Raw genomic sequence first — 19,018 nt, forward strand, 5'->3', positions numbered from 1 at the left:
TGGGCTGGTACTATGCGAGGCACAACGGAGGGAGCATAGCCGTAGCTATGTGACCGGAGTTGTAACGAAGCAGAGTGCCAGCACAAGGAGTCAGAAATATATGATTTCATATGGTTAGCTACTTAAGGATCGGGAGTATCAGCCACAAGGCAATGGCTCGGTATTTTTCCAGATTGGTGCTTTTAAAGAAGAAACTGCTGCTGTCCCCATTGATAGCAAACGGTGCTTTACCTTCCAGAGCAACCGAGCAGAAGATCAGCCGGTTATCCTGCCGTGGGGCTTTGGCCAGAAAGCCAAGGATGAAACGGTAACCGGCAACTATGCGGCGAGACAGACCCGGAGGTCATTGAAAAGCCACAGCCGGATCAGCCAGAGATCAGGGAGAGTTATCTGCTAATGAACATAATCACCGCAGTGGTATTGCCTGCCCGGACACCGCTGGAATTGCCCTCAATGGAAATCAGCCTCGATATTGATAGCTTCTCATGGAGCTTTACCGGGCAGCTGTTGGGCGCTTCCAATATCGCACTGGTGGAACCGGACGAGAATGGTCCCAAGCAGATCGAGGTGGATATAAACGGCTGGAAATGGGTATTCATCATCGAGCGTTACAGCACGGATAGACGCTTCGGGGATGAACGTTACACCCTTTATGGCAGCAGCCGAACCCAGCTGTTGGCAGCGCCTTATGCGCCACAACGAAGCAAGAGCAACAGCGCCAACCTAAACGCCAAACAGGCCATTAACGAAGAACTGGCCAATACCGGCTTCACAGCAACTTATCCCGATCTGAACGACTACAGTACACCGGATTGGATTATGCCCGGAGGCTCACTTAGCTATCAGAACCAGACCGCTATGCAGGTGGTGGCCAAAGTCGCAACCACAGCAGGGTCAGTGATTATCCCAAGCCGAGATAATGACCAGGTGAGCATTCAGCCCCGATACCCGGCCAGCCCTTGGCACTGGAATACCGCCACAATGGATAAGATCGTTCCGGCCAGTATGGTGATCAGTTTGAGCGCCAACTGGCGACCGGAGCAGGCTTACAATGCGGTCTATGTTTCCGGGACCAATGCTGGCGTAGCAGTCAATGTTAAACGAACCGGCACCAATGGCGATAACCCGGCTCCCGATATTCTGGAAGACTGGCTTACCGAAACGCAGGTCAATACAGAGCGAGGTAGAAATGAGCTGGCCAAGGGGGGCAATCAGAGTATTACTACCATTGAGCTGCCATTGACGGATACCAACACAGCACCTGGATTAATTGAGCCGGGGATGCTGGTTGAGGTGCTGGATATAACGGGGGATTGGCTGGGGCTTTGTCTGGCGACAAGTATAAGTGCATCCGGGGTTGGGGCTGTTATCCAGAGCATAGATTTAGAGAGGCACTACTGATGGCGACTACCAATATCTGGCAGCAATTCAAGGCTCTGATACCGGAGGGTGTGAGAGTCGTCGCCACCATTACCGGCAATAACGGCAATGGCACCAGTCAGGCACAACTCCGGGATGGTTCGGTTATTACGGTTAAGGGGGAGGGTGTTAGTGTGGGGCAGAAAGTATTTATCCAGGATGGAGAGATAAAAGGTACTGCGCCAAGCTTGGCGCAGTATGAGGTAGAGGTTTAAGGCAAACAAAACTCAAGATCAGAGTCTGAACTACTCCACCTGATTCATCATGGATCAACCGGGATTTTGCCCAGAGAATCTTTCAACATAGCCTGAACTTTTGGCCGACCACCTTTAGACATGGAGAAGCCCAAACCTTGTCGGTAAGACTCTGGCAGGTAGTAGCGGTGAGGTTCAGTAATTTTTTTATCCTCATAGACAACTCCATACTCGATCAACTTTTCAAGTTGCTCCATGCTGGCATCAATAGCTTTCGCCGAAAATGGAATCGTTTTTTTATCGGGCTCAATATTAGCCAGTTTTGTAATCCAATCACCTAAAACTGCCAGCTCCTTCTTCGCTTCCTCAACTTTTTCCAAGCTGCATTCATTCATAGCGTTGCGCATAGCCTGAGGTATTAAAACCCGATCCATCCATTGGTTTACATTGCCTGAATCACGAGTTTTTTTACTGGCATATTTTAAAAAGCGAACAACATCCCTTGCCTGTAAACGGCCCTTCAGATCACACAATGCCGCATAGACCCAACGGACAGAGTATGCTTCCCGAGATGAAGGACTGCCTAATTTTAATCCCCATAATTGATGGAGTTTTACTGATATTTCACGAGTTGTCAGATTGGCAACCGGGTCTTGTGCAAACGCTAAACCAGCCTGTCCACAAGTCCAGTAAACCAGTCGCAGAAACGCATCCGCATCCCATTGCAGCTGATAAGGTTCATAGCGTTCGACAAACTGACCAAGATTTTGTGCCGTGACCGCTTCCACATAATCTTCACGAATAAAGATGACAATACCGATAGCACAGTTGCGAATTTCACGTAACCGGTTGGGCAGTTCAAGAAGATTTTTTACAGCCAGTGCTTCTTGTGCAGAGTCACCCACCTCCGAGAATAGATCTTCAATACCATCAATAACGACAATGGTCTGGAGTGCCTGTTTTTTCATCTCCTCGTTTAAGGCTTCAAAATCGGTGATATGAGCTCCCAAATTATGAAGGTCAATAATATTTTTTTCCCAAAATGCTAGCCAATCGGTTGCTGTGTCTCGCAAAGCTTCACCTTTAATGCTTGAGAACTTGCTCTGCTTAAATGAGTCTTGTACGCCTGCTTTTTTGTAGAAAGAAAGTCGAGCGTTGTTAATAGCATCTTCAGCATCATCAACCGTATTCTTTGAATGGGTAAAAGGAAGAATAAAGGTGCTGGATAACAAGGCAGACTGATTCGGATCTACGGTGATATCCGCTTCCTCCAGAAATGTTTTCCAGTTTCCGCGCCGGCATAACTGAATGTAGTTAAACGTTTTACCGGAACCTTTGGCGCCAATCGAAACAACCTGAGGCAAGCTGCTGGCGTGTCGCTGCGCAAGGTTTCGAAGAGGTGTCGTTAACAGCAATTTGTCCGTTTTGCCCTGCTCGGCATAAACCAGCTGTGAGCTTAATTCATAGAGTTTACTTGCAGGGCTCTCGCCTCCCTCTAAAGCGTGGGCATCCCTATTTTGAGTTAGTTGCAGGTTCTCAGCATCAAGGAAGTCTCTAGCCCAGTTCAAACCTTCATTGAGCAAAGGGCTAGCATGTTCTATGACCGAAAGGGCGCTGTCCAAGGTTCCGAGATTCAACAACTGAGAACTGAATTCACCTTCAATAATATCAAGACCATCAGTGGCATTAGCGGTTTCATTAGCGTATGTATCCGGCATATATGCAGCGGTCAGTCGTTCCAGACCAACTTTGTACTGATCCGTTTTTTTGAACTCTTCATTGATAAATGTAGTGATGACGCGAGGGTCTAAGGTCTTTTCACCAAACTGCTTATGCCACTCTTGATTATTCGCCAAAGATGTCAGACGGTTCAAAATAAATTCCGTACCCGTGATGGCCTGTTCAGCCAAGGTAGTCACCACAAAACGTTCAACTCTTGGGTCAAACAACAGCGGGCTGGACAGTTCACTGAGCCCGGCTCTCAGGTCAATCAGGATGATATCTGCCTGGAGTTGATTACCCAGCTTTTGCAGCATATCGGTACAACGCCAGGGTTGTTCATAAGATCGGGCCAGGTGTTCTGGTCGAACAGAAATGTTCATTAGTTGAGCCATGCCCGATTCACTGGTGCTCGAAAACGCAGGAAGCAAGCAGTACTCAAAACCGGCTTCGCTTTTTGTGTAGCGATCAAGCTCTTTAGCGAAGGAGGCTACCATTTCTGACTCATCAACCGCCGGGTAGTGACTGGCTTCCAAAAATTGAATCCATGAAACATCCGGCTTATCGCTGTCCTTGAACAAATACGTCAGACCCGGTGCCTCAAGATCAGCATCGACAAGCAATACTTTTAATTTCTTACGCTTGTTTTCACGGTGGAAATTCACCTGAAGCGCCTTGAACCATGTCAACAATGAAGTGGTGCGGCCCACACCGCCTTTAAAGGAGTGAAAGGCTGCGACTTTGCACTGACCCTCGAAAGGTTCAGGGGTTTTGGGAAGTACTTGTGTTGCGGCCTCATAACCAAGATCTTTCCAAAGCGGTCTTGGATGACGTTCGCCCGGTTCTTCACACTGCGTGATAATTTCAACATCCATCGAGCTTTGTGGGCCATAAGCCAGCTCTATCTTTTGTTTATCAGCCTGCCAGCTATTGCCAAATACGGCTTTTACAAAAGCAAAGGCAATACTTTGATCATCGCCGATAAGGTCGATTTCAATCGCTTCACTATAGACGCGAATATCTGCAATACCCTCTGGGAAGCGGGTAAAATTCTGAGTGTTGGATGCCAGCAGTCGTTCGGCATCCAGCCAGCTGTAAAGATTCATTAACGCTGCTCCTTAATCCAGGCACAGATATTTTCAAGGGTTGTAGTGATACGAGTATGATCTCCCTTGTCGTTAATATCCGCGCCATATCTCCAAACCTGGTTTAATTCACTTTGGAAAGTATCGCGCGAGACATCGGATTTTCCTGCAAGGTGAATTCTTTTGGTTGGTAGCCTCAGCTCTGCCCCACTTTTAAGGTATTCCAACATTTTATTAATATCATGTTTAAAGTTGTGTATCTCAATACCATTCGTGGTTTGATGACGCTCTTGCTTCATAATGAGTGACTTCAATCCGCACTCCACTGCATAAAACAGGCAGACGAGTTTGGAAGGGTTCACGGAAGATGGCAATTGCTGAGTCGCTGCATGGTGACTTCTAAACGCCCGATCCATTTCTCGTTGAGTGATTTCAATTTTCGACATAATAAACAAGATTTCTCCCGGCCACGGAATAACAGACCAGAGACCTCAATACCCCCAATCCTCATACCGCACCGGCAAACTGTTCAACTCATCCCGATAACCGCGCCAGTTCGGCATATACTGTTCCATCAATGACTTAAACCGTTTGTTATGGGAAGGTTCCAGCAAATGCACCATCTCATGCACCACAATATATTCCAGACACGATGCCGGTTTTTTTGCCAACTCCAGATTCACCCAAATCCGGCCCGCAGCCGGGTTACAGGTACCCCATTTGGTTTTCATCTGCTTAACACCAAACTCGGCAACCTTCACACCCATCAGTTTTTCGTAGTGCTCAATAATCGGCGGCAGCCGCTCCTTCAGCTTTGCCCGATACCATTCCCGCAAAATCGCCAGTCGCTTATCCGGGGCTGTGCCGGGGCGCACAGACAGCGTGATCGTATGGTGGCCTAAATCCACCTCTGGCGGCGAATCGCGCTCGACAATCTCTAATAAATAACGTTGCCCGTTAAAATAATGGCTTTCACCACCTACCATATCCCGTGGCGCTTCCCGCACCTGGGCTTGCAACTTCTGCTGCTGCTTTCTGATCCAGGGCAGTTTGGTGATGATATAGGCCCGCAAGGTCTCCTGATCGATATGCAGCGGCGCAGAAACCCGAACCTGACCTTCCGGTGGCAGAACGCTCAGGTGAACATGCTTGATATTCTTTTGCACCACCTCAATAGCAATACCTCCTAACGTCATTTCGGGCATTCAGGCTCCTTTAAAAGACTTTCACCACAAAGGCACAAAGACACAAAGGAAGAAAAAAAGAAATCTTTGTGTCTCTGTGCCTTTGTGGTTCAAAGGGCTTCTATAAATACTCTTGCTGATTAGAGATTAGATTGAAAACACGATAAGTCTCATCTTTATCTTTCAGAATCTCATAGAGCGCATTGAGTATATAGCTCTCCTTGGCCTCATCCCCACGCCAGTCATCCATCAGATTGGCTCTAACGGCGGCATCGACCTGTAACACCAGCGCCTCATCTTCTCCCAGGTTATTGTAGAGCATACGCTTTGCCGGAGTGTCCAACGCTGCAGGCATTTCATACTTTTGCCCGGTCACGACCTTGTTAGCCAGCTCGGCAATTTCCTTCAGATACTTTTCATACTCAATGGCATTCTGCTTACGCTGGCGGATCAGCTCATCAAGCAGTGTAGACATCTTGTCAAAATAGGCCGGGTCATTCAGCTGGCTCTCGATAATGCGGCTGCGCACGTTATTCTCAATAGCTTCCGACACCGCCCGCTGATTGCCTTTCATCCGTCCCAGTTCTGTCCGGATCGCCTCGGCCATACCACTTCGCACAATCACATCAATCAGCGGCGTATCCTTGAACGGGGAAATCTCCACCGAATCATCCGCCTGAATATAAGTATCAATCAGGTGACGCATATCCGCTTCATAGGCTTTAAGGTCAATCACCTCATTGCTGGTACGGCGAATCAGCTCCCGCAGCTTCACATAAAAATCCAGCCGCTCTTTGATATGCTCAATCCGCTCAGCGGTATAACCCGCAGCCACCAGTTCATCGGCAATATTGGCGTAAGCCCGGATCAGCGCCACCGTCGATTTATAGAGCGCAGCCCGCAAAGGTTCTTTTGCCTTGAGGTCTGCCGCCATCTCGCTATTACCACAGAAGTAATGGATAAACTCCAGATCCCCCCTGGGTGGTGGCACCGGCTCACACAGCATCTCAATGGCTTCCAGGGCATTGTCCAGCCGCTCCCGGCCTTCTTCCAGCCGCTGCTTGAGCAGAATCTCACAATCCTCTTCCTTGAAGTCGTCGTAATCCAGCTCACTGGTATAAACGGCAACCGCCTTGCCCACTTTGTTAAACAGGTCTTTGTAGTCGATGATATAGCCGTTGATCTTATCTTCCGTATCCAGCCGGTTTACCCGGCAGATCGCCTGAAACAGCCCGTGATCCTGCATGGATTTATCAATATAAAGATACGTACAGCTGGGTGCATCAAACCCGGTCAGCAGCTTATCCACCACAATCAGCAGTTTCATATTGGCCGGTTCTTTGGTGAACAGCCCCTTTACCCTGGATTCGTAGGTTTCGGTCCTGGTCTTACCCGCATCCGGCTTCACATCCTTCAGCAGCTGCTCATACACCCGGAAGACAAACTCTTTATCCGTCTCGGTATTATTGCCGGTGCCTTCTGTAGCGATATCCTTGGTCTGCGGGTTATAAGAAGTAACCACCGCACACTTACCCTTCAGCTCAGTCTCCTGAAAAATCTGATAATACCTGCACGCCTCGTAAATGCTGGATGCCACCAGAATAGCATTGCCCGACTGCGAGCTGAGCCGTTGTTTGGTATTGAAATCCAGAATGATATCGCTCACCACCACATTCATCCGGGAGCGGGCACTCAACACCTTCTGCATGGTGCCCCACTTTTTTTTCAGTTCGGATTTCTGGTAGTCATTCAATGGTTTGGTTTTGGCGTCAAACCACTCATCCACCTTGCCCTGGGATTTCAGTCGCTGGTCAATATCCCTGGCCTCATAGACCAAATCCAGCACCACACCATCTTCAACAGCTTCGTTGAACTTATAGGTATGAATGTATTTCCCAAACACCTCAAGGCTGGTGGCTTTATCCTTTTTCAGCAAGGGCGTACCAGTAAAGCCGATAAACAGCGCACCGGGCAGAATCGCCTTCATCAGCCGGTGCAAACTGCCACTCTGGGTGCGATGGCACTCATCCACAAACACGTAGATATCGCCCACCGCATGACGCTCTTGCCTGCCCAGTGCTTTGATATAGGCATCCAGGTCATCCACCTCCCGGCGGCCGAACTTATGCACCAGCGAACAGATCAGCCGGGACTTGGCCTGGCCAAGCTGCGCCATCAAATCACGACCGCTACTGGTGGTGGAGATGGTTTCACCGGCATCGGTAAACACCCGCTCAATCTGGTCGTTCAGTTCCACCCGGTCGGTAATCACCAGCACCCGGGCATCGGGCTTGTTCTCCAGAATCCACTTGGCCAGCAACACCATGGTGATACTTTTGCCACTGCCCTGGGTGTGCCAGATAATCCCACCTTCCCGCCGACGGATATGTTCCTGTGCCGCTTTCACCCCAAAGTATTGATGCACCCGTGGCAGCTTTTTGATGCCACCATCAAACAGCACAAAGTCGTACAACAGCTCAATAAACCGCCGTTTCTCGCACAGTTTGCCCAGGTATTTATCCAGCTTGTAACCACTGTTGTCCGCCTCGTCCTCTTTCCAGGTGAGGAAGAACTTTTCCGGCGTCAGGATGGTGCCGTATTTCAAACCCTCCGAATCGTTACCGGCAAAGACAAATTGGACGGTATTAAAAAACGATCGGATAAAATCGTCCCGCTGATTGGTATTGCTCTGTCGTATGGCTTTGCCCACGGATTCACGACTGTTTTTCAGCTCCAGCACCGCCACAGCAATACCGTTGACATAGAGCACCACATCCGGGCGTTTTTCCCGTTCACCAAATACGGTGACCTCTTCGGCAATGGCAAAGTCATTGTCTTCGGGGTTGTGCCAGTCAATCACCTGGACGGTTTCGGTGAGATTGCCTGCATCCGTTTTCACATTCACGCCAAAGCGGAGCAGCCCGTAAAAAGCCTTATTGCTTTGGTAGAGGCTTTTGCTCTGTTCACTGGCGGCGGCTTTCAGTTGGGTGACCGCCCGGCTGATGGCGGCGCTGGTGTAACCCTTGCCAGCCAGAAAGCCCGTTAACCGGGTTTCTTCCACATTGCTGTTATTGGGGCGATCTTCCCAGTCGCCCGGGTAGTGATAACCCAGTTGATCCTGAAACAGGGTTTTCACCACCCGGTTTTGGGTGGCCCGTTCGGGTTTGGTTACGGTACCGGAGCCAGCCATGGCGTTCTCCTTGAAAATAGGGGGAAGTACCGGCAGGGTGTGGACAGTGTGCTGCCGGTGGTTGAAGGGGGTAAGGGTTGGTTAAACGAGGCGGACGGCGCCGGTGAGCAGGTTTTGCATCATGCCTTGTTTGAGAACTGTTAGCTTTTCGAGCTTGGCTTTCAGAGCAGCTAACTCTGAATCTTGCTTGGATAAAGCATCTTCAATTTGTAACTGTTGTTTATATTCAGGTGCAGCAAATTTTAATGCGCGAACATCACCACTGCTAATGGCTGGATAGTTCGAGCCTGTAATCAAGTTTTCTATCTGCCTGTCAATAAAAGGAGCAAAAAAGGAAGCAAAAACGAAATATGGACTAACCAAGTCTTTTGGACAACGAATGACAGCAAACCCTGTAGAACATATCCAGTCAGCAGTTGTTTCAGTAAAGATGCAGTGCGATTTTAGATTTGGTCGTACTGTGCCAATCAGAACGTCGCCATTTTTAAGCACCCTTCTTGCCCTGGGAGATGCCTTTTCAAAATGCTCCGTTGAGTAGCCTTGTAAAACGCCGTTCTTTGCATTTTCAAGAGATATGTATTTGAACTCATAATCAGGGGGGGTGTTACTTGGTAGATTTTCAGGATCAATATTAACGCACTCACCAAGCTTTCTAATCGACCAGCCTTGTTTGAGCTGACCATGGGCATCATAAGGATTAAGTAGCAACTGCATAGCCCCCTGCTTAATCTGCTGCTTTTTAATGATCTGCTGCTCCAGCGACTGGATTAGGGCATCCATATCGCTCAGGGCTTTGGCAATGGCTTCTTGCTCTATTGCAGGTGGTTTTGCGATCTTAAGCTTTAAACATGTTTGCTTATTAAGTTTGGGTTGAGCGGTACCTTTGTTGTGGTCTTTATAGTCCAGGCTTTCCAGGAAAGCAGTAAGATAATCAATATCAAAACTTTCACGTGGTTGAAGAACATGTGCATGATTGTTAACCCAAATCTTACCGGAAACACGGAATGCAAGTGGTACATTTCGGCTTAGTATGTTCTCACCATCTTCACCAAGAAGAATAAATTCACCATCAAAGATAAAATTATTAACGTAATCGACAACCCCTGATGCGCCATAATAAGGGAAAGCTCCTCGCATCTTGGCTCGCTCCGAAGATTTGATTGGCTTTCGCTGAGAATCAAGAAAGTCAGCTGCCTGAGAAAGTTCAACCACTTCCCAATCCACCGGAATCACCCCAACCTCAGTCTGCTTATACCCCGGCTTCAGTTCCATACAAACCCCATCTTCACCAAATGTTTGCCCACCGACTGCTCCAGCTTCACTACTCGCTGGTTAAATTGCGGCAATGAGGTTTCATAGCGATCCGCCAGTTCTTTAATCCGCTGGGTCAGCCGCTGACTGATGCGATCCATCTCGGTATGCACATCCCGGTCAATGGTCGTTAGCCATTTGTCGTCCACCACCAACTGTTTGATCTCGTCTTCCGTCAGTTCGGGGTAGTGAGCGTAAAGGGCATCTTCAAGCTTTTTCTCCGCTTCTTTAATCGCCTTTTTCTGGGCAGCGATATTTTCCAGCAGTTCCAGATAGCGGTTCAGCACCACAATCTCTTTCAGGTTGTCCCGGCCTTCGTTGTCGGGGTAAATCGTTCGGTCAATCAGCGTCAGGGCATCCGACCAGAGCAACCGGCAGGTTTTGCGCCATTCTTTTATACTGGCTTCGGTGGTCAGGAACTCATTGAGAATATCTGTCTCTTCCCGGTCGTCTGTGCGCTTAAGGCGATCCTTCACCACTTTGGCGGTAATGGTGCCTTTGCTATTTTTCAGGGCATCCAGAAAGCTGTCGTTTTTCAGCTCATTAAAATCGTCAATGGCGGTTTCCAGCCGTTTTTGCAGTACGGTGTATTCCTGGTGCGTAGCGGCATCCAGTGCGGCCCATGCCAACTCCTGAAACTCCACCAGCGCAGCAGCCGCTTCCGCTTTACTGCCAACGTCGTTCAATGCCCCATCTTCACCGCTGTGCTCTTCCTGCAAGGTTTCCAACTGGCTTTCCAGTTGCTCTTTATGGGCAATCAGTTGATCAATGGCAGCCTGCTCTTTAGCAAAGTAACGGTTAATCACCAGGTATTTGGGAATCAGATCGCAGGTCCAGCCTTTAATCACCTCTTTGCCTTTTTTGACTTCAACAATCTGATAGGTTTTCGCTTCCCAACCATCGGCAGAGATCAGGTAGCAGTCGTCCTGCATGGTGCCTGCCCAGTAGTTCATCAGGTGCTGGTAAACGTCGTACTTGTCCAGCAGCGGTTTGCCGGTATAGGCACTCAGCAATGATTCGCTGATCTCCTCAATCATCACCTTGGGTTTGCAACCGTCATCCTGCTGCTTCAGGTAAGTTTGCGTGGCACTCTTCCAGCCATTGAATACCTGGTTCACCTCTTGGATGTAAGCGACAAATTCCGGATGTTCATAGATGGTTGGCTTTAGTGCTTCGGCACTGACCTGAAGGGTGTAGTAATCCACAGAGCGTGCAGCGGTGGCGAACAGCGTGCTTTTCAGGGTCGGGAATACCTGCCAGTAGTGGTGCAGGGCATCGATATCCACTTTGGGAATATCACCGTGGAGATGGGCATCGATATCCTGAATATCTTCCGCTACGGAGCTATCAATGTATCGGGGGATATTGAGGTTGAATTCATTTTTGCGGATTTCGTCATAGCTCACCATACGGCTGTAACCGTCTATGGTGATTTGCTTGTTGAACACATCGACAATTTTATGGATATCCATCTCCCGCAGACGGTTTTTATTGCCATCTTTGATAAAGCCTTTACCGGCATCCACCATAAAGATGCCTTTGCGAGCCGCCGCGCCTTCTTTATCAATGACAATCACACAGGCCGGAATGCCGGTGCCATAAAACAGGTTGGCAGGCAGCCCGATAATGCCTTTGATATAACCCCGTTCCACCAGTGATTGGCGGATGGTTGCTTCGGCATTACCACGGAACAACACACCGTGGGGCAGAATGCAGGCACCTTTACCATGGCTTTTCAGGCTGCGGATAATATGCAGCAGGTAAGCGTAATCGCCGTTCTTGGCCGGTGGCACGCCGTAGCTCTGGAAACGGTAGTGCTTGTCCTCCTCCGCATCCACACCACTGCCCCAGCGTTTATCGCTGAATGGCGGATTGGCCACCACAAAGTCGAAGGTTTTCAGACTGTCGCCATCAGTAAACAGCGGGTTGGCCAGGGTGTTGCCCTGACGGATTTGTGCGGTGGGGTTGTTGTGCAGAATCATGTTCATCCGCGCCAGGCCGCTGGTGGTGGCATCTTTCTCCTGGCCGTAGAGGGAAACGTGTTCACCGGCTTCGTCCGCCACTTTCAGGAGCAATGAACCGGAACCACAGGTCGGGTCATACACGGAGTAGCCACGGCTATCGATTTTCTCAATATCGATCACCTTGGCGAGTATGCGGCTCACTTCTGCCGGGGTATAAAACTGCCCTTTGCTCTTGCCGCTTTCAGAGGCGAAGTGACGCATCAGGTACTCATAGGCATCGCCGAGAATATCGTCGCCATCGGCCCGGTTTTTACTGAAGTCCAGGTCTTTGCTTTCAAAAATGGCGATCAGGTTGGTGAGCTTTTCCACCATCTCCTTGCCACTGCCGAGTTTGTCCGGATCGTTAAAGTCCGGCATCCCGGTGAGCTTGTTGGCATCACGCAAGGGAATGATGATTTTCTTATTGATGTCGTCGCCTATGGTGGGCTTGCCTTTCAGGGCAACCATATCGGCAAAGGTGGCACCTTTCGGGATTTTAACCGGCGGGCTGAACTGGCCGACAAATTTATCGCTGATGTATTTCACAAAGAGCATCACCAGCACATAGTCTTTGTACTGGCTGGCATCCATCCCGCCCCGCAGCTCGTCGCAGCTGGCCCAGAGAGATGAGTACAGTTCGGATTTTTTAATCGCCATAGGGTGCTTTACAGAAGATGATATGAATCTACGCTACCGCCCGTGGATTTTACCGCCGTCTTTTATTGACTTTGGGGAGCATGGGACCAGATAGCTCAGGGGTGGAGTTTTGGGTAATCAGTCATTGTACGCATGTAAGGTGTTTGGCGGTAGTCGTGTTTTTGCGATGGGAAAGGGAAAAACTGCCCACTTTGCGTATGAACAGGTTCTGAGCTAATTTCGCGACCAACGGATTATTTAATCAAGAAAGGGCAACTCTTCAACAGGTAGCTCCACCTTCATTGTCCGGGCTTGTCCGGGTACCCGACTAATCAGGCCAAGCTGGTGCAGTTTCACCACCATCTGGTGAACGGTGGGTGGGGTAACCTGAAAATATCGCTGCAAATCCTTTTCCGCTGGTGGCATGCCATTGATCTTCGTGTAGTAGTAAATAAACGACAGGTACTGGCCTTGCAGTGGCGTATAGGGTGGTTTCTTTGAACTCATAGTTAGTTCTTGAACTTCACGACATGGCAAATGGTGGCGTTTGAGCAACAAGGGACTGAACCAGATCCATTTTCTTGCTGATATGGGCTAATAGCAGGGCAGTAAGAATTGTTGCTTCCCTTTCGCCGTATTCAGTATCGCTAGCCACCAGATCAACTATGGCTTTATAGGTGCGCAGTTTGACCGGGTCGTCGCTCTGACTGAACATGGCGGCGTGGGTGGCGTGCATAATCGCTTTTTCAAACTCTATGCCCAGAATTCTGGTGTAGTTCCGGGCGTGTTTCTCGCACTCCTTGCCTTTCATGGTGCTGATGGCCTGGGCCAGTTTGAGATCAGGGAGTTTGAGCAGGTCGCGGGTTTTCATGGACTGAAAGTACTTCTTATGCAGTGGTTGAATAGCTGAGGCGGGAGTTTATTCGATGGTTGCGGGAAAACCAAGCTGTACCAAGGAGGTACAAATAAAACGATACCATTTTACCAGTACGAATTTCACCGCAAAATGCGCTGAAGGTACGGTTTGGTACCGTTTCTGAGGCTCAGGTTACAATCAAATTGCAACCTGAAAAATTTTCGATCAGTCTAACTCATTGATTTCATTATCAAAATTGTCCGAATGAAATTCGTACCACATCACATTAATAATCCCAAACGCACAAGCCAGCAGTACACCCAGGATCCATGCAAAATACCACATTGTTCAGCTCCCTCTCTAGTAAAGTGAATGACTTTCTTTTTCAATGCGTTCGGCGGTCATGCGACCCCAGAGTTTGTAGAAACACCAAATGGTGTAGCCAAGGATGATGGGAACAAACACAACGGCAACGCCGGTCATGATGGCCAGGGTCATAAAGCTGGAGGTTGCGTCCCAGAGGGTCAGGCTGAAGGATGGGTCGGTACTTGAAGTCAGTACAAACGGGAACAGACTGAAACCCGCAGTCATGATAATACCGGCCTGTGCCAGGGATGAGCAGGTAAAGTTAAGCCCATCCTGTTTGGTGCCGGAGAAGATCATAACGCCAAGGCTACCCAAAAAGCCGAGCACAGGTGCAATGATCATGATGGGGTATTGGCTGTAGTTATTCAGCCAGGCTCCTTGAGCAAGCGTGACGGTTTTTTCCAGCGGGTTGGATGGTGCATTGGTATCCAGAATGCTGGTGACCTGGTAACCGTTGATATGGGCAACCCAGAAACCGGCTGCGGCAAATGCCACCATGGTCAGCAGGGCAGAGTAGCGGGCGACCATTGCTGCACGGTGACGGATGGGTTCGCCAGAACGCATTTTCTGCCAGACAGCGCCCTGCATGGTCAACATGGCTGCACTGACCACGCCGCACAGTAGTGAGAATGGGTTGAGCAGATCAAAGAATGAGCCAGAGAAGCTGGAACGCATAAAGTCGTCCAGGGTAAAGCCAAAGCCGACAAAGATGTTGCCAAAGGCAACGCCAAACACCAGGGATGGGACAATACCGCTGACAAACAGTCCCCAGTCCCAGGCGTTGCGCCAGCGTGGGTCAGGCAGTTTTGAGCGGTAGTCAAAAGCCATGGGGCGAATCAACAGGGCAAATAGCACCAGAACCATTGCCCAGTAAAAGCCGGAGAAGGCCGTCGCATAGACGGTAGGCCAGGCGGCAAACAGGGCACCACCGGCCGTGATCAGCCAAACCTGGTTACCATCCCAGTGGGGCGCAACCGCGTTGATCATAATTCGACGTTCAGTGTCGTTTTTACTCATAAATGGCAGAAGGTTGGCAGTGCCGAGATCGTAGCCATCCATAATGGCAAAACCGATAAACAGGACGCCGATCAGAACCCACCAGATAAATCGGAGAATTTCATAATCCATCGTCATCGCTCCTTATGCTTTTCCGTGGAGGGGACTGTCAGAAACCACAGCATCGGTTAACGCCTGTTGTTGTTCGAAGTGGTAACGTCCGGTGTGCAGGCTGCTTGGGCCCAGTCTGGCATACTTCACCAGCAGCCAGACCTCAATGACGGCAAAGATACCGTAGAACAGCGTAAAGCCTGCGATGCTCAGGTAAAGATCGGTGACCGTCCGGGTGGATGCCGACAGATAGGTGGGCAGGATACCGGAGATCGACCATGGCTGACGGCCGAATTCCGCCACAAACCAGCCCATTTCACTGGCAATCCAGGGAAGGGGCAGCGACCAGAGGCAGAGTTTCAGGAAGAAGCGACTTTTGTATTCATTACGGCGGGCGGTTTTCACAAATGCAGTTACCAGAAGCAGCAGCATCAGGACGCCACAGCCAACCATGATGCGGAAGGCAAAGAACAGTGGCCATACGGTTGGAATAGCATCTTCAGCCGCTTGACGGATCATGGCATCGGTGGCCGCAGGAATGTTGTCGGTGTAGCGGGTCAGCAACAGGCCGTAGCCGAGGTCATCCACCACTTCCAGGAAGGCTGCCCGGTTTTGTGGTGTATCCTGGCCACTTTTCAGTTTTTGCAGCAGTTCATAGGCCTCCATACCGCTCTGAATACGGACCATCTTGTTTTCAATCAGGTCTTTGATGCCCGTGACTTCTTCATCCAGTGAGCGGGTGGCAATTATGCCCATCAGGTAAGGGATTCTGATGGCGTAATCGGTTTGCATGGTTTCCTGGTCAGGAATCCCGATCACGGTGAAGCTGGCCGGTGCCGGGTGGGTGTCCCATTCCGCTTCAATGGCGGCCAGTTTTACTTCCTGAACATCGCCCAGCTCATAGCCGGATTCGTCACCCAGAAGGATAACGGACAGAATAGCCGCCAGACCAAATCCTGAAGCCACGGCGAAAGAGCGGCGGGCAAAGCCGATATCACGATGGTTCAGCAGGTAGTAGGCAGAAATGGACAGGACGAAAATAGCACCTGTGGTATAACCAGCCGCTACCGTATGGATAAATTTAACCTGTGCCACCGGGTTGAATACCAGGTCGGCAAAGCTGGTCATCTCCATGCGCATGGTTTCAAAGTTGAACTCGGCACCCACCGGGTTCTGCATCCAGGCGTTGGCAATCAGAATCCAGAGTGCCGACAGGTTGGTGCCAATGGCCATCAACCAGGTACAGGCCAGGTGCTGTACTTTACTCAGGCGATCCCAACCGAAGAAGAACATGCCTACGAAAGTGGATTCCAGGAAGAAAGCCATCAGGGCTTCAATGGCCAGTGGTGCGCCGAAAATATCGCCTACGTAGTGGGAATAGTAGGACCAGTTGGTACCAAACTGGAACTCCATGGTCAGACCGGTGGCGACACCCACGGCAAAGTTGATACCAAAGAGTTTGCCCCAGAATTTGGTCATATCCTTGTAGATCTGTTTACCCGTCATCACATAGACGGATTCCATAATGGCAAGGATAAAGGTCATGCCAATGGTCAGTGGCACAAATAAAAAGTGATAGAGCGCAGTAATGGCAAATTGAAAGCGCGAGAGATCTATGACTTCTTCCAGAATCATACGACTCCTCCATAGATAAAATTGGAGTAACGCCCAGCTACCTGCATCATAGAACGTAAATGTGGCTTCAGCCAGCGGCTCCCAACAAGATAGCAGGAACCGGAGGGCGTTCCGGATCCGGTGGCCTTGTATGAAAAGACACGGCCGGTGAAATCATTGAGCCTTTGATAGCGGGTCTGGGCAATAAGTAATCAGCGAGAGATAGTATCTTATGTAAGAAAATAGGTATATTTCGGTATGCCGCATACTGTTTGACTTATTGCTCTGTTCAGGTTGCTACGGTCGGCTGGTCGCTCTGGATCACCGCTTATGCCATGCCTTTCAGGCTCAGGCGGGTGATCGTTTTTTTTGCGTTGTACAGATCAATTTGCCAGGTATCTTTTGGCCCCGGAACTTCCATGGCTGAGACATTGTCCAGAGAGTAGGAAGCACTCAATGGTGTTTCATAACGGGCAATAAACTGAAGCCTTTCAAGGCTGGCACTATAGGTTTTAACCAGAAAGTTGATGGTCTGGTCACTGAGTGGCACCCGGTAATAACGGATCAGGTTTTGCGCCAGTTTCTCCGCACTGGCGGCGAGGTTCTTTGCCACGGCACCGGCCATCGCTTCTCCCCAGGCGGCTTTGGTCCGGGCACTCATTCCCGGTTCAATATTGGCCAGACTGGTGGCATTGGCACTTTCGATGGCCCTTTGGATTTGTGGATCATGTAGATGAATGTAAGGATCGAGAATGGTCGCTATCTCAATGGCGATATCACGGGCCCCGGTTTCGGCCAGGAGGTTCCCGGCGTCGGTCTTTACTGAGTTAATCTGGCTGTTGTCGTCAGTCGACAGTGTTTCATGCACGGCTTTGGGTAAGTAGGGTGACTCATTGAGGTAGTGCAGAATACGTTGTGTGACTTCTGCCTTAGCCTCCACATCAAGGAAAATGGTTTGTTCCGAGATGGTGAGACTGCGCTTCAGGTTTTCATTATTTTGATATTGATATTTACTGGAGAGTTTCTGCCAGTTCTTCAGGGCTCGCTTTAATTGCAGGCTGTCCCGTCCCTGTTTCAGGTAGGCCCTGCGGCTTTCGTTGTAGATCTGGAGCGCTTTTTCCAGCTGCTGGCTTTTTGAGGTGAGCGTCAGCAGATGTTTTTTTGCCGTTTTTTTCTGGGGGCTGGACAGGGTCAGCTGACGGGCTTCACGTACCTGAAGGCTCAGGTTGTCCAGGGATTTTGTGGCGGTGGCCAGCAGTTTGTGGGTACTTAGTCCGTTACCGCTGCCAATGTCCGAAGGAATCCCGATATTGTTCAGGTAGGTGGTTAATGCCTTCAGGCGGGAATAGACTCTGGCACGGCTGATGCGCAGATCGTTGCGTTCTTCCTCAAGCTTATCCAGGGCCCTGGCAAGATCCCAGTGACCGGTGTACTCAATTTTCAGGTAGGCAATTTCCCGGCCGCAGATCAGCTCAAAACAGAGGGTGAGTATCTCCTCCACGTCGTGCAGGGTCATCAGGTTTTCATTGCCTTCCTCAATTGCGGAAAGAATCCGCTCAATAAAGAGAGGTTCCCGTTTCTGTCCATCATGGGGGCGGGCTACAATGCCGTTCAGGCGCTTTTTCAGGGCCTCAGCGGTTCGTGGGTGGTTCTCATTGAGGGCGAGCCAGGCATTATCGGCTTCGTCTCTGGCCTCATGGATGATGTCCTGCATCCGGTTATAAAGTCCGGCGCGGCGGAATATTTCAATGCGCTCTGCCTGTTTTGCCAGTTGCTGGTTACCGGTCAGGTCTTCTATTGCGGCAGCAACCCACTCGGGGCCGAGATCAAGCTTGCGCAACAGGATACCCGCAGAATGTATACGACGCTGTTCTTCTGTCATATTCGCCTGGCCAAGGTCGCGAACCTGGTAGATCAGCTCGGAAATCTGGTCGATCAGGTTCAGAAGGCTTATCCGTTCTCTTACCTGTTGCCGACCGTGGGTCATGTTATGAAACAGGCGGTAGCCCATACCCAGTGCCACCGCGATAACCGAGTAGCCGAGGAAATAAAAAGCCCGTTCAATCGGCATCATTTCGCCATACGCAAAATAGTAGCCAAAGTAGGCGGCCATCAGGGTGACCGGGCCGGCCGTCCATGCGTACTGCAGAATGATGACACTCCAGGGCTCCTGTTGCGGGGCTCTGGCCACTTTTTCAAGCCAGCGAAGGTCACGGCCTTCCAGTTTAAGGTCAACGTTGTCCAGCTCTTTTTTCTGTGGCTCCTGGTTATCGGGAGCAGTGTTATGAAGGCCGGTTGCATTCGACATGTTGGCGTGAACCTGCGGCGGGGAGT

14 protein-coding genes are annotated in these 19,018 nt (G+C 50.1%); 2 read left to right on the plus strand and 12 right to left on the minus strand.

The annotated features are described in order from the left end of the window. The first annotated feature begins 396 nt into the window (after positions 1–396). Both J7438_RS04890 and J7438_RS04895 read left to right on the plus strand, forming a co-directional pair. Complete coding sequence (locus tag J7438_RS04890) at positions 397–1,401, plus strand: hypothetical protein (protein ID WP_209275655.1); 1,005 nt, start codon at positions 397–399, stop codon at positions 1,399–1,401. Continuing rightward, on the plus strand, positions 1,401–1,634 hold the full coding sequence (locus tag J7438_RS04895) for a hypothetical protein (RefSeq protein WP_209275656.1): 234 nt from the start codon (positions 1,401–1,403) through the stop codon (positions 1,632–1,634). Before J7438_RS04890 ends, J7438_RS04895 begins: the two co-directional genes overlap by 1 nt. Positions 1,635–1,681: 47 nt before the next feature. Here the strand turns inward: J7438_RS04895 and J7438_RS04900 are convergent, their stop codons facing one another. The 12 genes from J7438_RS04900 to J7438_RS04955 form a co-directional block, all read right to left on the minus strand. Next, positions 1,682–4,438 carry a KGGVGR-motif variant AAA ATPase gene (locus tag J7438_RS04900; RefSeq protein ID WP_209275657.1) on the minus strand — a complete coding sequence of 919 codons (2,757 nt, stop codon included), beginning with the start codon at positions 4,436–4,438 and terminating at the stop codon, positions 1,682–1,684. Next, the gene (locus J7438_RS04905) at positions 4,438–4,863 is read right to left on the minus strand and encodes a hypothetical protein (RefSeq protein WP_209275658.1); all 426 of its coding nucleotides are present in this window, start codon (positions 4,861–4,863) and stop codon (positions 4,438–4,440) included. The genes J7438_RS04900 and J7438_RS04905 overlap by 1 nt, the downstream gene beginning before the upstream one ends. A 45-nt stretch (positions 4,864–4,908) precedes the next feature. Beyond that, on the minus strand, positions 4,909–5,613 hold the full coding sequence (locus J7438_RS04910; RefSeq protein ID WP_286196416.1) for a M48 family metallopeptidase: 705 nt from the start codon (positions 5,611–5,613) through the stop codon (positions 4,909–4,911). A gap of 109 nt (positions 5,614–5,722) precedes the next feature. Beyond that, a complete protein-coding gene (locus J7438_RS04915; RefSeq protein WP_209275660.1) occupies positions 5,723–8,791 on the minus strand; it encodes a type I restriction endonuclease subunit R in 3,069 nt (1,022 codons plus the stop codon). An 81-nt stretch (positions 8,792–8,872) separates the two neighbouring features. After that, positions 8,873–10,063: a restriction endonuclease subunit S gene (locus J7438_RS04920; RefSeq protein ID WP_209275661.1), complete on the minus strand. Its 1,191-nt coding sequence runs from the start codon at positions 10,061–10,063 to the stop codon at positions 8,873–8,875. Then, on the minus strand, positions 10,054–12,762 hold the full coding sequence (locus J7438_RS04925) for a type I restriction-modification system subunit M (RefSeq protein ID WP_209275662.1): 2,709 nt from the start codon (positions 12,760–12,762) through the stop codon (positions 10,054–10,056). Before J7438_RS04925 ends, J7438_RS04920 begins: the two co-directional genes overlap by 10 nt. 237 nt (positions 12,763–12,999) lie before the next feature. Next, positions 13,000–13,248 carry a LexA family protein gene (locus J7438_RS04930; RefSeq protein WP_209275663.1) on the minus strand — a complete coding sequence of 83 codons (249 nt, stop codon included), beginning with the start codon at positions 13,246–13,248 and terminating at the stop codon, positions 13,000–13,002. A 16-nt stretch (positions 13,249–13,264) separates the two neighbouring features. After that, entirely contained in the window at positions 13,265–13,612 is a 348-nt protein-coding gene (locus J7438_RS04935) for a hypothetical protein (protein WP_209275664.1), read from the minus strand. 210 nt (positions 13,613–13,822) lie between these two features. Continuing rightward, positions 13,823–13,942, minus strand: coding sequence for a cytochrome bd-I oxidase subunit CydX (gene cydX, locus J7438_RS04940; RefSeq protein WP_163373267.1), 120 nt, complete (start codon positions 13,940–13,942; stop codon positions 13,823–13,825). Between the two features lie 15 nt (positions 13,943–13,957). Then, positions 13,958–15,097, minus strand: coding sequence for a cytochrome d ubiquinol oxidase subunit II (cydB, locus tag J7438_RS04945; RefSeq protein ID WP_209275665.1), 1,140 nt, complete (start codon positions 15,095–15,097; stop codon positions 13,958–13,960). Between the two features lie 6 nt (positions 15,098–15,103). After that, positions 15,104–16,705, minus strand: a complete 1,602-nt coding sequence (locus tag J7438_RS04950) for a cytochrome ubiquinol oxidase subunit I (RefSeq protein WP_209275666.1) — start codon at positions 16,703–16,705, stop codon at positions 15,104–15,106. Between the two features lie 307 nt (positions 16,706–17,012). Next, positions 17,013–18,992, minus strand: coding sequence for a hypothetical protein (locus J7438_RS04955; RefSeq protein WP_209275667.1), 1,980 nt, complete (start codon positions 18,990–18,992; stop codon positions 17,013–17,015). Positions 18,993–19,018 lie beyond the last annotated feature (26 nt).

Origin of the sequence: Thalassotalea sp. G20_0 (assembly GCF_017744175.1) — a bacterium.
GTDB lineage: Bacteria > Pseudomonadota > Gammaproteobacteria > Pseudomonadales > Endozoicomonadaceae > Endozoicomonas.